Origin of the sequence: Leptothoe sp. ISB3NOV94-8A (genome assembly GCF_043421595.1) — a bacterium.
In the GTDB taxonomy this organism is placed as follows: Bacteria; Cyanobacteriota; Cyanobacteriia; order Phormidesmidales; family Phormidesmidaceae; genus Leptothoe; species Leptothoe turfae.
The window spans coordinates 3,507,824-3,520,380 of sequence record NZ_JAXSQW010000001.1 but is presented as its reverse complement, the minus strand read 5'-3'; the positions used below and the strand labels follow the sequence as shown (position 1 = coordinate 3,520,380).

Below are 12,557 nucleotides of genomic sequence, written 5' to 3'. Positions count from 1 at the left end.
CAGGTCATTATTGAATAGATGCAGAGCGAATAGTTTGATCGATAGGCAGTCACATAAGGCAGGTATCCAATAGGTGCAGCGTCATGGCGGTTGATAAAGAACTTGAAATTAAGCTTCAGTTCCTGGATGAAGCTGATGAGTATCTACAGACTTTAGATGGAGCCCTGCTGGATTTAGCGCAGAAAGGTGTACTGCGTAACGATATTGACGCAGCATTGCGCTCATCCCACTCGATTAAAGGTGGGGCTGCCATGATGGGGTATGTGCTGCTAAGTGACTTTGCCCATCGCCTTGAGGACTCATTGAAGGTCCTCAAACTGCAGCGCGATGGTTTAGTGATTGATGATGATTTAGAACGATTGCTACTGTCGGCGGTGGACATTTTACGTCGAATCATTGAGTGCGATCGCAACCAGAAACCACCTGACGAAACATGGCTGAACGGTACAGCCATGCCTATTTTTGAGCAGCTTTATGAGATTCTAGGAGAAGCTGATCCTGAAGACGAGAATATTTTATTGTCTTCAGATGAAAATCAGGATATTATTCCTGTTCTGTTTAGCACTGAGGTTGAAGGCTGTCTTAATCGATTAGAAGCGGCTATTTCTAGTCAAACGCCTCGGCTGCGTGAAGAGGTAGACATCCTGGCTCAGGAACTGGGCGGTTTAGGGGAAATGCTACAGCTCTCTGCTTTTTGTGAGCTGTGTATGTCAGTTGGACAGGCTATCAAGATGGCGAGTGATGACCAAGTTATGGAAGTGGCTCAAGCCGCTCTCACGGCCTGGCGACAGTCTCAGACTTGCATCTTAGATGGTCAAGTGGAACAGTTGCCCGTTGCTCTGTCGGGGTTGAGTTTTGAAGTGCCTGTAGTGACAGCTACCTCAGATATCTTTAGTGATGTCGATCTAAACGTCAGCGATCCGTTGGCGATGGACGATCCCATGCTCAATGATGGTCAGGGAGTAGAGGATGATTGGGCCACTATATTGGCTCAGGCGGAAAATGCACCCGTTGACCAGGATATTTTTGCGCAAGCCGCAACAGATAACTCGCAACCTACAGAATTTCTATTTACTGAAGAGATTCAGCCAACAGTACCTATTCAACCTGAAGCAGCAGATCCAGCGGTAGAGTCCGAATTATCAGGAGACGCTGTTCAACCAGTCAGACCGTTTGTGGAATCTGGTTCACCGTCTGTCGAGAAAGAGTCTGCTGCATCGCAGGCTGCATCGCAGGCTGCAGAATTTCGGTTTTCTAGCAAGTCCGGTAATGAGTCTAAGGTCGCTCCGGATGCACAGCAGGATACGACTGTAAGGGTTTCGGTGCGACAGCTGAATGAACTCAATGATTACTTCGGTGATTTAACAATTGAGCGTCATCGACTTGACAGTGAAGTAAAACGTCTGAGGACGTTGGTGAAACTGTTGCACGAGCGGTTGCGTTCCTTAGAAGAATCGGAAGAGGATCTGCGCGATGTCTACGATAAAACAGCCAGCAATAATCCACCGATGCTACCAGCTGCTGGTAATAATGGTTCTGTTGCCCTGGTCTTGAACCAAGGGGGGGGCAATGGCGTTACAACCCCTGGGTTTGATGCCCTAGAGATGGATCGCTATGATGAGCGACATCTGCCCTTCCGCGACATGATGGAAACCGCTGTCAGGTTGCGAGAAGTTGCTGACGATATTGAAATTAGTGTTGATACAGCCGAGCAATCATCACGCAATTTACAGCGTACTACTCGTCAGCTACAGCGTAATCTCAATCAGCTGCGCATGCGGCCTTTATCAGACATTACCAATCGCTTTCCACGGGCCTTACGTGAGCTGTCGCTAGAGTTTAGTAAGCCTGTGGAACTCAAGGTTGAAGGCGATAAAACTTTAGTTGATCGCAATATTTTAGAGTCCTTAAATGATCCCTTAATGCACATTCTGCGTAATGCCTTTGACCATGGTATTGAGGCTCCGGCAGAACGCCTAGCGGTAGGTAAACCAGAGCAGGGCACCATTACCATTAGTGCCCTACAACGTAGTAGCCGGACGGTGATCACAATTCAGGATGATGGTCGCGGTATTCCCTTAGAGAAAATTCGTGCTCGTGCGAAAGATATGGGATTAGATGAATCCCTATTGGCTACCGCAAGCGAAACTGACCTGTTGTCACTCATTTTTGAGCCTGGATTTAGTACGGCTAGTCAAGTGACTACGCTATCCGGTCGTGGTGTCGGTATGGATGTGGTTCGCAACAATCTTGAAGAGATTCGTGGTGATATTAGCGTAGCGACCAAAGCAGGGCAAGGATCGACGTTTACCATTTCGGTGCCTTATACGCTTTCTGTTACTCGGGTGCTGCTGGCCGAGAGTAATCGTCTCCCCATGGCTATTCCGACCGATAATCTTCAGGAAATCACAGAGGTTGCAGACGACGAAATTTACGACGATGCTGGGCGTGAAATGTTCACCCGTAATGGTGAGCCAATCCGACTGATCCGCATGGCTAAGTGGTTAGCATTTAACTGTGCTCGGCATATTGAAAGTTTGGAAATGAGCGCTAACGTGACGGTGCCGACAGTTTTGGTCTTCCGATATAACGATCAACTATTTGGCTTACAAATTGACCGCTCATGGGGCGATCAAGAGGCGGCGCTGCGTCGGGTGGAAGGGAATGTTCCTATGCCTACAGGATTTAACAACTGCACTATTTTGGGTGATGGACAAGTTGTGCCTTTGCTCAATGCTCCAGAATTTCTCCGTTGGGTGTTGAGTTGTGAAGGGTCCAATATCAAAGAAGCGTCAGTTCTATATGGTAATCCTCTACTCAGTGGCAAGCTGAGTGACCTGCAACCTGATGTAGCCGCCAGTGTGTCTAAACAACCGACAATCATGGTGGTGGATGATTCGGTCAATGTGCGACGGTTGCTGGCCCTTACGTTGGAAAAGCAAGGGTATCGAGTGACTCAGGCTAAGGATGGCCTAGATGCGTTGGAAAAACTCAATGCTGGCTTAGATATCAATGCGATTGTGTGTGATATTGAAATGCCGCGTTTAGATGGATATGGCTTCTTGGCTAAACTGAGGTCCCATAAGCGTTGTTCCCATATTCCAATTACGATGCTGACGTCGCGTACCGGTGATAAACACCGTCAGTTGGCGATGAAGCTGGGGGCCAATGCTTATTTCTCGAAGCCCTATCGTGAACAGCTGTTGCTGGATACTTTGGCAAATGCTGTGTTTAATGCGCCTTTGAATTAGGTTTTGGTGAGACGTTGCATGTAACGTCTGTACATTAGCCAAAAGACAGTTTATTCCCGTATATTTTAGGATCTATGGAGATGAACGATAGGGTGGGCAACGGGAATGATTTCCATTACCTTAAAGCTGTTTGCGGTATATCAGGATGTTTTGGGGTGTCCTGAAATGACAATGGAGTTGCCTGAGGGGATAACGGTTAGGGAATTGTGCGATCGCATCTGCAATCAATACCCGGATCTAAAAAAATGGCAAGGCCTCACGCGTTTTGCCATTAACCTCAATTTTGTTGAAGCCGATACTCCCCTCAGCAATGGTGATGAAGTTGTTTTAATTCCACCTGTTAGTGGGGGTTAGGGCTGTGGAAAAGACGTTGCATGTAACGTCTGCACATTCCAAAATCATTAATAGTTACTCGGTAGCGTGTTTTTGCAGAATTTCAAGGGAAACTATTTGTAAGGCAGCTTCATGGGTTGCGGCTAACACCACTTTGGGAGCCACACCGGCATCATGGGCTTCTTTCCAGCGGCTAGCACACAGGCACCAGCGATCGCCGGGTTTGAGGCCAGGAAATTTGTACATGGGCATGGGTGTACTCAGATCATTACCCTGAGCCTTGGTGTAAGTTAAAAACTCTTCTGTGACTTCAGCGCAGACGACATGAGCGCCTAAATCATTCGGTCCTGTATTACAAGTACCGTCACGATAAAATCCTGTCATTGGACTGGTGCAACATATTTGTAGATTGTCACCCAGAACGTTTTTTATAATCGCCATAGCCTTAGATCTAAATTTCAGCAACAGCTCGCTCAACGAGCCGACGAGTGAGGGTCTGAACACCCGTGTGCTCATAATAGTTGATGGAAATATCTAGAAAGGCACCAAAGTAGTCCATTTTGTCGTCAGCTATATCCACAAATGTTTTGAGATTAGCTGCTACGCTTTGGGGTGTAATGCCTTTAGATTCAACAAAATTGCCCATCCAACCTTTGACTGACTCAAAGCTAGCGCCAATAAATGTGAGCTGGTCAGCTGTTTTAGCGCCAGGCACCGCTTCCTTAATGGCTTTGAACGCTGGATTGTTATCCAAGTCTTTAGGGGTGAGATTTCCTAAAACAGTTTCGGTTTGCTTAATAAAGTTAGGACCCAGGGGAACAAGACCGTCAAAACATACCAGTGCGGCCATCCGGATCAACGACTCACCGCCATAATCTCCCAGTGCTTTAATAAAATCACCCACGCTGTCGCCAGGGATGCCATTGATTTTGCAGAAAGCAACGATTTCAGTCACTAGCTTCATGCACAGATCGATGGTCTGAGCTTTGTCAGCCTTGGGTGTGAGGCGATTGACAATGGACAGAAAGCGGACATTTTCTGTCATTTTATTGGCCAAAGCCGCTTGGCCTAAAGCCCGCCCTGTGGAGTCAATGGTTTGATAGAGCCACATGGCTCTTTGGTATCCTTCAGACTTATCGTTATAGAGCTGAATAGCCCGTGCCCCAATTTGTTCAATTAGAGCCGTGTCACTCTCCCCAGTAACCTGTCGGATAGTATTTTCGAAACCGACAATGTTCTCCCATTCTCCAGGTAGTACCTTATCAAGGGAACGGAGGGCAAAAACCGTGAGATTTTTCTGAGGTAACTCGTTGACTAGCTCATAAATCGACTTGCTCATGTTGATGTCCTTGTATGATGGCGCAGGCGATATTAGTTGACGAGTTTAGCAAGACCATCAAGATCAAACTTTTCTAGCCAAGCTTCCCGATCAGAGGGGGTGAAATCGGTGTCTCGAGAGAGGACTTTTACTTGTAATCGATCAGATACTAGTAGGCTGCTGGCGGTACTGCCAACTTCGACTAAAGGATAGCCTGCAAGGGTGCGATCGCTATTTTGATATTTAAGGGTGGCGCTTGGATTAGAGGCGGTATCTGATACCGATAGCATCGCCAACGTATTGCCATCTTGCTTCAGCTTGGCTTCAGCAAAGCCGTCTTTTTCTTGGGTGTAGACCCGCTCAAATCCATTAGCTGTGGGAAAGAACTTGTTGAACTCACCGCCGTTAATAACAGCTTTCTTGTCAACAGCGACTGCGGGTGTTTGCTCTTCAATTTGCTCCCATTTAGCAGTGTCGCTTGGTAAGGATGCTTTAGATTGGGTGAGCTGACAGCCACCCACAACAAGCAGCCCGATGAGCAAAAGAGCACCGATGGCTACGGAAACTTTACGCAACATGAAGTTTAAAGAGTATGGCTATTTATGGGACAGAACCAGGACCAAAAATACAGATAAACTCTACCGCCATTTATAGAACACCAGAGAGTCGACCAATATTTTGTAAGTATTCGTATCGTTTTAGATGCAATTTTTGACAGCTGGAGGTCCATAATAGGGCGATGATTTAAATCGACGAGCCGTTATGCCCAGGAAACCAAGCGAATTTATTGTCCATCTACTTTTTGATGGCGGCCATCATGAGGAAGTAAGGTTTTCATCGATTCAAGATTTTCAAAAGTGGTATAGCAATGAGCTAATGCCCAAGTCCTCTTCGGACGACTTTATCAAGGTGCCATTGCCAGAGATTAATCCTGGTGAATATATGGTGATTCGTCCCTCTAGACTAGTGGCAATTCGTGTAGAACCACAGTTTAGTTCTAGTGTCGAGCGGTTTTAGGTGGCAGACAGTGATGCTAAGTGGGCGGTGGTTCCGTACGGTTCTGGTCACGACTGTGGTGTGTGCCCCGATGTCGGCAGCGGCAGTGCCGTTAAATTTGGTTAACTGCCATGTCGAGTTTTTACCGGAGCTATGTTTGGGGTACGACGCTCAGTTTGGCCAGGATCGTAGCCGATTACTTCAAGCTGTTGACTATAGCCTGGATTATTTAGAGACAGAGGCTGCAGTGACAGCCTATGAAGAGTATCCAGTGTTAAGTATTACTCGGGAACGGGTACAGCGTAGTTTGGTGCGTTTCCGTGAGTTGGTAGCCACTAGTCATTCAGCACAGCAGCTGCAGCAGTCTGTTCGACGAGAATTTGACTTTTATCGGTCGATTGGGAGTGATGACAATGGTCAGGTGGACTTTACCGGTTACTTTGAGCCCACATACAGGGCCAGTGCAGTGCCCACAGCGGAATATCGCTATCCCTTGTATGGCCGACCTGCGGATCTAGACACCTGGCCATTGCCCCATCCCACCCGCTCTGATTTAGAAGGAATGGATGGCTTACAGGGAGAGAAGGGGCCTTTAGCGGGTCTAGAGTTAGTCTGGCTGCAAGATCGTTTGGAAGCGTTTTTGGTGCAGGTGCAGGGGTCAGCCCGACTACAGTTAACCGATGGCTCAGTCATGTCAGTGGGCTACGCTGGCCGTACGGAGTACCCCTACGTGAGCATTGGCAGGGCTTTGATTGATGATGGCATTGTGGCGGAGTCAGAGTTAACTCTGCCGGTGTTGCTTGACTATTTTGAGCAATATCCAGAGGCGCTTGATCGCTACTTGCCCCAGAATGATCGGTTTGTATTTTTCAAGGCGACTGGGGGCTCCCCTCCCATGGGTAATCTGAACGTACCTGTGACGGCAGGTCGTTCTATTGCTACAGACAAGACACTGATGCCGCCGGGGGCTTTGGCTTTGATTAGTTTAAACCTGCCGGTGCCCACCACCACGGATAGCTGGCAGTCCATGGCGATGAATCGCTATGTGCTGGATCAGGATACGGGTGGTGCGATTCGTGGTCCTGGTCGTGTGGATATTTTTGTGGGTACGGGCACTAATGCTGGAGAACAGGCTGGATTGATTAATACGAGTGGGCAGCTATATTACTTGCTGCTGCGTGAGTAGGTGCTGAGTCACTGAAAATAGGTGTGGGAACGTGAATGGAGAGGTTGCGATCGCAAATTTGTTGACGCAAATCATCGTCGTTGAAACTGCCAATAAAACAAGTATTCTGAGCCTTGCGATACTCAATCAGCTGAATCAGACGCCTTTGATTGTCTCGATCTAGATGATTGATGGGCACATCAATCACAATCACGCTGTAATCGATGGCAAAGGTACGAGCCAGATTAGCTTGATGTAGTTCAGCTAAGGTCAGGTGCTTAGGTGCTTGGTGCCACAGCCGTCGAGGTAAACCCACCCAATCTAAAACATGTCGACTTTGTCCTTCGGCTTGAACGCGGGAAAGTCCGAGGTTAAGGAATGGCTTGGAGACACAATCCATCACGATGGATTGTGTCCGTAGTGTTTCGCTGCACCCTAGATGGCCGATAGTGCGGGCTTGAATTTCGCCCGTTTGCCGCTGAGATAGTTGGGATAGGTTTAACCATTGTCTCTGGTGATCAACCCAAATGGCCCCAGCATCAATGCGAAAATGACCACTCAGCGTATCGAGTAATAATCTGTTGGCGGACGGTACGTAACTATGTAAGTGAACACATTCTCCGCCTCTGAGGGTGAATGAGATATCCTCTAGGCCTGGAAAGTGTTGTTTAATGGTTTGATCGGCGCTTTTGTAAAGTCTTTCTACCTGTAGCTTGATATTGTTATAGCGAATCTCAAAAGGAGTTTCCATAGGGCTTGGGTGTTTTGAGGGGTGGGAGTTTTGAAATTGTTTAAATTGTTAAATATCGCCCTAGTAAATACTGGGCGAGAGCTTTGTCTCAACCAAGTTTGACTTTGGCGTTAGCTGACAAGCCTGTGCCAAAGCTAAATTTGGCAAAAGCAAAATTGAGACGCTGATTTTAAATGGGGATAACGTTTGACTATGAAAAAACTTGTGAGCTAGGTCGTAAACCTAGAACTCTATTAGCGGTCTATCCAAGAAAGCTGCCAATAATCTCGATGCAGATAGACCTCTACTGGTAGTTAATGTGTAGCACCTGTCTAAGTAGAATACCTAAAAAGTTTGGATTTCAGGGTCAAGCTATGGCGATCTTCTTAAAGCCTTCAAATAAGGTATCCGGACTTCTGTCGTTGTTTTAGGACTTCTGTCGTTGTTTTGATGGATTGGGCCATCGATTTAGGTCAACCCATGTGATTAAGCTGCAGCGGTGATAGTTCACAATGGAGGAACTGGAAATATTGATGTTTCCTTCTATCCTTAGATGTCAGGGATTATGACCTACCCACTCCAACGTTTGTTGACCTACGGTCGTCGCTATCGCCGACGAATTTGGCTGGCCAGTTCAGCCTCAGTTCTCAATAAACTATTTGATTTGGCCCCGCCAGTACTCATTGGTCTAGCGGTGGATGTGGTGGTTAAACAGCAGGATTCACTCATTGCCAACTGGGGTGTGGCGAGCATTCGCGGGCAGTTTCTATGGCTGTCAGTACTAACGGTGATTGTTTGGGCTTTAGAATCAGCGTTTGAATATGCCTATAACTGGCTGTGGCGCAACTTGGCCCAATCGATTCAGCATGATCTGCGGTTAGATGCCTATACCCACCTTCAGTCCTTGGAACTGGCCTTTTTTGAGGAGCGCAGCTCGGGTGGCTTGATGTCTATTCTCAATGACGACATCAATCAGCTGGAGCGATTTTTGGATCGCGGGGCAAACGAAGTTCTGCAGGTGGTGACCACTGTGCTACTGATTGGTGGAGCCTTTTTTGTCATGGCTCCTAAGGTAGCGTGGCTGGCGATGTTGCCCATGCCGTTTATTGTGTGGGGTGCGATCTCATTCCAAAAATATCTGGCCCCCCGCTACGCTGAGGTACGAGAGCGTGTGGGTTTATTGAATGGTCGTCTGGCCAATAACCTAACAGGCATTGCCACTATTAAAAGCTACACAGCTGAGGCCTATGAAAATCAGCGGGTAGCAGCAGATAGCGAAGCCTATCGTCGGAGTAATCGTGGAGCGATCGCACTCAGTTCTGCATTTATTCCCCTGATCCGTATTCTGATTTTGATCGGATTTACGGCCACCCTGCTATATGGAGGTTTAGAAGCAGTGGCTGGCAACCTGGCTGTGGGTACCTATAGTGTGTTGGTATTTCTGACGCAGCGGTTGCTGTGGCCTTTGACTCGTTTAGGCGAAACCCTGGATCAGTATCGGCGTGCCATGGCCTCCATCGAGCGGGTGATGGATTTGCTGGATACGCCTGTGGCTATTCGCCCTGGGGATTATCGGTTGCCCGTTAGTAATGTGCGTGGCGATATTGCATTTAAGGATGTGACCTTTGCTTATCATGATCGCCTGCCGGTGGTAGAACACCTAACTCTGAAAGTGCCTGCCGGTAAAACAACGGCGATTGTCGGTGCGACGGGTTCCGGAAAGAGTACCCTAGTCAAACTTTTGCTGCGCTTTTATGAAATCAGCAATGGGCAGATCATCCTTGATGGTCACGATTTGCGGCAGCTACATCTAGATGATTTACGTCGAGCCATTGGTTTAGTCAGTCAAGATGTGTTTTTATTCCATGGAACGGTGGCTGAGAATATTGCCTATGGCAGCTTTAGCGCAACGTCCGCTGAGATTGAGAAAGCGGCCAAACTAGCTGAAGCCAATGATTTCATTGAGCAGTTGCCCCAAGGGTATGACACCATCGTCGGTGAGCGCGGCCAGAAACTCTCAGGCGGTCAGCGTCAGCGGTTGGCCATTGCCCGTGCGTTGCTAAAAGACCCACCGATTTTAATTTTGGATGAGGCCACATCGGCGGTGGATAACGAAACTGAGGCGGCCATTCAGCGTTCGCTAGAAAAGATCACGTGCGATCGCACCACCATTGCCATTGCCCATCGGTTATCAACGGTACGAAATGCCCACTGTATCTATGTCATGGATCGAGGACAGTTAGCAGAATGGGGAACCCATGAGGAACTCCTAGCTCGTTCTGGCATCTATGCCAATCTATGGCGCGTTCAAATGGGTGAGCGCGTACCGATGTAACGAATAGCACCGCCCTGATTTACCTGATTTCAGTATGTGTAGGCTCAATGTGCATCTAAATCTTTAATTTATAGACTTCCATAAGCCACCTAGAAATTCCGGGCTTGGCTATGCCACTTTGGATAGTGGATTAACGCTAATCGTTCTGTACGCTTGCGTCATCAGTGTTTTCCCCAAACTATCCATGGAACGAAATAGGACTCAATCTAAAGCGGTCACTCGTCGTCCAATGCAACCTCAGCAACGACCCCTTTATTGGTTACCTACAGCATCAGGTATGTTAGCGCTAACCGTTGGGGTCCAAGGCACTGCCAATGCCCTGGGAGAATGGCCAGGGTTTTTAGGGCAGTCCAACACACCGATCAACGAGTTGGGAGAGACAGACAATACCGCTACAGCTGTCGATACAAATGGGACCTCCTCTGTAGAACCTGCTCTGCTCAGGCCAAGGTTTTCTCAAGCGAGTCCACAGGCTCAGCAAGTCCGTCAGGCTGAGGCCCCACCTTCTTTCCCAAAACCTATTACAAATTTGGAAGACTACCGTCGAGATTTGCATCGTCGTTCGAATGCCGTCGAATCTCAGTTATTAGGTTTGCAGCAACTGTTATCCATCCAGGCCTATGGCACAAGTTTTGCTGATCGACTTTTGGTCGAAGATGACGCCTATCAAACTAAAATGCGTCAACTGAAGAGTTTAGAGGCGGAACTACTCCAAGCCGCTATTGCCCAAGCAGATACAGCCACATTCAACCAAATTTATGTGCGTTTGTATAACACTGATCGAGAGCTACGACGGATCGCTCAGATGCAGTTACAGCGCCATATTGAACAAGCTCAGACCAATTCAACCCTGGGGTTATGGCAAGAGCCGATGTATGTTCAATCACTGCGATGGTTGATGGAACATACCCATGAGCGTCATCAGCTCCAAGCGCGTCAGCAAACCTTTACTGCCACTATGGTTCAACGGACGCAAATGAGTGCTGAATCTTTTGAAATTCAATCTTAAGACAGGCATCCATGACCACTTGCCAGCCATGATCAATGGCTTGTTGGGCAACACCTACATCATAGATATCTAGCTGGGTCCACAAACATTTCACCTCAGACATTGTCTTGAGTGTCAGGAGTTGTTCCATAAGGTCAGGGAGAAACTCACTACGGCGAAAGACATTCACGATGTCAATGGGGCCAGGAACATCGGCTAGGTGAGCATAGCAACGATGGCCGTCAATCTCTTTAACGGCAGGGTGAGTGGGATAGACAACGTAGCCTCGCTGGCGCATGTATTGAGCCACTTGATAGCTGGGGCGTTGGGGTTTAGGAGAGTGACCCACAACAGCGATATACTTCGTTTTGGCCAGAACATGCTTAATGACAGTTGGATCTTTATACAGGGTGTTCATGGCTTGTGACTGTTAATGGATATCGCGAGCTCATGCAAATTGTTTCTCACTATCTACTATTTGACACGGCTGACACTATTGATATCCTAAACATTACTTCAGCGATTCAACAGCAAGTGACCGTCGCTAAGGTGAGTCAGGGCCATGTGGTTATTTTTTCTTGTCACACTACGACAGCCTTAACTGTCAATGAACATGAAGAACGGCTATTGGTGGATATCAAAACCTATTTGCGTAGCCTTGTTCCGCCGCAGGATCGCTATTTACACAATGACCTGCATTTACGAGATGTGCCCTCTGATGAGCCCATTAATGCGCACTCACACCTGATGGCGATGACCCTGGGCAATAGCGAAACGGTGCCAATTGTGAATGGTCAACTGGCTTTAGGGACCTATCAATCGGTGATGTTGGTGGATTTGGATGGCCCTAGACAGGGACGGAAGGTCTTAATCCAAATTTGTGGTTCTTAGGGATCTCTTCGAAAAATCCCCGTTTTGTAGAGACGTTCCATGGAACGTCTCTACAAAACGGACGAGGTTAATGAGGGATTAGGGGATACGAGGATCTTCCTTGTCCGAATGCAGGGTTTGACCAGGGGTGAGATACATAAACTTTGACCCATTAGGTGCGCCAGGCTTATGCCAGATTCCCTTAGGCACCACAAATGTTGAACCAGCTGAGGCAACAACGTGTTGCGGCGTTTCTCCATCCAGCAGCGTCATTTCAAATTCCCCTTCAAGGATGTAGAACCATTCATCCGTGTCTGGATGCATTTCCCAGACCGGTGAAATGCCGGTGATGCTACATGCGCCCACATGGTTGCCGTTAAAGGGTACAACGTCGACAAAAGATCCCTCAGAGTGGGCAGTGAGTTCTGCGTAGACGTTTTTGATTTCCATATTGGGTGGGGAATAGGGAGCGGATGTTCAAGGGGAAAGCATTTGGCTGATGGCTGCTTTTACCCCAAGATTGGAGCGTGACAAATCAGTGATAACACATCAAAATAGTTTATGTGTACTA

At 47.8% G+C, this 12,557-nt stretch carries 13 protein-coding genes; 7 read left to right on the top strand and 6 right to left on the bottom strand.

All coding sequences use genetic code 11. The features are described 5' to 3' along the window. Window positions 1-83: 83 nt before the first annotated feature. Together SPB21_RS14885 and SPB21_RS14880 are read left to right on the top strand one after the other, a co-directional pair. Window positions 84-3,251, top strand: a complete 3,168-nt coding sequence (locus tag SPB21_RS14885) for a hybrid sensor histidine kinase/response regulator (RefSeq protein WP_499867026.1) — start codon at window positions 84-86, stop codon at window positions 3,249-3,251. Window positions 3,252-3,356: 105 nt separating this feature from the next. Beyond that, entirely contained in the window at window positions 3,357-3,605 is a 249-nt protein-coding gene (locus SPB21_RS14880) for a MoaD/ThiS family protein (RefSeq protein ID WP_163660726.1), read from the top strand. A 54-nt stretch (window positions 3,606-3,659) separates the two neighbouring features. Here SPB21_RS14880 and SPB21_RS14875 read toward each other — a convergent pair whose 3' ends face one another. Genes SPB21_RS14875 through SPB21_RS14865 form a run of 3 tightly spaced genes read right to left on the bottom strand, consistent with a single transcriptional unit; the run spans window position 3,660 to window position 5,480 of the window. Continuing rightward, window positions 3,660-4,025 (bottom strand): DUF2237 family protein, encoded by a 366-nt coding sequence (locus tag SPB21_RS14875; protein WP_163660728.1) that lies wholly within the window; start codon window positions 4,023-4,025, stop codon window positions 3,660-3,662. Between the two features lie 10 nt (window positions 4,026-4,035). Continuing rightward, window positions 4,036-4,923 (bottom strand): hypothetical protein, encoded by an 888-nt coding sequence (locus SPB21_RS14870; protein ID WP_163660730.1) that lies wholly within the window; start codon window positions 4,921-4,923, stop codon window positions 4,036-4,038. Window positions 4,924-4,955: 32 nt separating this feature from the next. Next, a complete protein-coding gene (locus SPB21_RS14865; RefSeq protein ID WP_163660732.1) occupies window positions 4,956-5,480 on the bottom strand; it encodes a hypothetical protein in 525 nt (174 codons plus the stop codon). A 184-nt stretch (window positions 5,481-5,664) separates the two neighbouring features. Here SPB21_RS14865 and SPB21_RS14860 point away from each other — a divergent pair, with 184 nt between their 5' ends. Together SPB21_RS14860 and mltA are read left to right on the top strand one after the other, a co-directional pair. Then, window positions 5,665-5,919 carry a hypothetical protein gene (locus SPB21_RS14860; protein ID WP_006515131.1) on the top strand — a complete coding sequence of 85 codons (255 nt, stop codon included), beginning with the start codon at window positions 5,665-5,667 and terminating at the stop codon, window positions 5,917-5,919. Between the two features lie 13 nt (window positions 5,920-5,932). Next, window positions 5,933-7,084, top strand: coding sequence for a murein transglycosylase A (gene mltA, locus SPB21_RS14855; RefSeq protein WP_499868708.1), 1,152 nt, complete (start codon window positions 5,933-5,935; stop codon window positions 7,082-7,084). On the opposite strand, the gene SPB21_RS14850 is transcribed toward mltA, so the two are convergent. After that, window positions 7,041-7,814 carry a P-loop NTPase family protein gene (locus tag SPB21_RS14850; RefSeq protein WP_499867024.1) on the bottom strand — a complete coding sequence of 258 codons (774 nt, stop codon included), beginning with the start codon at window positions 7,812-7,814 and terminating at the stop codon, window positions 7,041-7,043. The two genes, mltA and SPB21_RS14850, sit on opposite strands and share 44 nt — an antisense overlap. Before the next feature lie 544 nt (window positions 7,815-8,358). Here SPB21_RS14850 and SPB21_RS14845 point away from each other — a divergent pair. Both SPB21_RS14845 and SPB21_RS14840 read left to right on the top strand, forming a co-directional pair. Next, complete coding sequence (locus tag SPB21_RS14845; RefSeq protein WP_163660738.1) at window positions 8,359-10,128, top strand: ABC transporter ATP-binding protein; 1,770 nt, start codon at window positions 8,359-8,361, stop codon at window positions 10,126-10,128. A gap of 184 nt (window positions 10,129-10,312) precedes the next feature. Next, on the top strand, window positions 10,313-11,137 hold the full coding sequence (locus SPB21_RS14840; RefSeq protein ID WP_163699345.1) for a hypothetical protein: 825 nt from the start codon (window positions 10,313-10,315) through the stop codon (window positions 11,135-11,137). On the opposite strand, the gene SPB21_RS14835 is transcribed toward SPB21_RS14840, so the two are convergent. Continuing rightward, window positions 11,085-11,534 carry a CoA-binding protein gene (locus SPB21_RS14835; protein ID WP_499867023.1) on the bottom strand — a complete coding sequence of 150 codons (450 nt, stop codon included), beginning with the start codon at window positions 11,532-11,534 and terminating at the stop codon, window positions 11,085-11,087. The two genes, SPB21_RS14840 and SPB21_RS14835, sit on opposite strands and share 53 nt — an antisense overlap. 32 nt (window positions 11,535-11,566) lie before the next feature. Between SPB21_RS14835 and SPB21_RS14830 the strand changes: the two genes are divergently transcribed. After that, entirely contained in the window at window positions 11,567-12,007 is a 441-nt protein-coding gene (locus SPB21_RS14830; protein ID WP_499867022.1) for a secondary thiamine-phosphate synthase enzyme YjbQ, read from the top strand. A 78-nt stretch (window positions 12,008-12,085) separates the two neighbouring features. Here SPB21_RS14830 and SPB21_RS14825 read toward each other — a convergent pair whose 3' ends face one another. Beyond that, entirely contained in the window at window positions 12,086-12,436 is a 351-nt protein-coding gene (locus SPB21_RS14825; protein ID WP_163699350.1) for a cupin domain-containing protein, read from the bottom strand. Window positions 12,437-12,557: the final 121 nt, after the last annotated feature.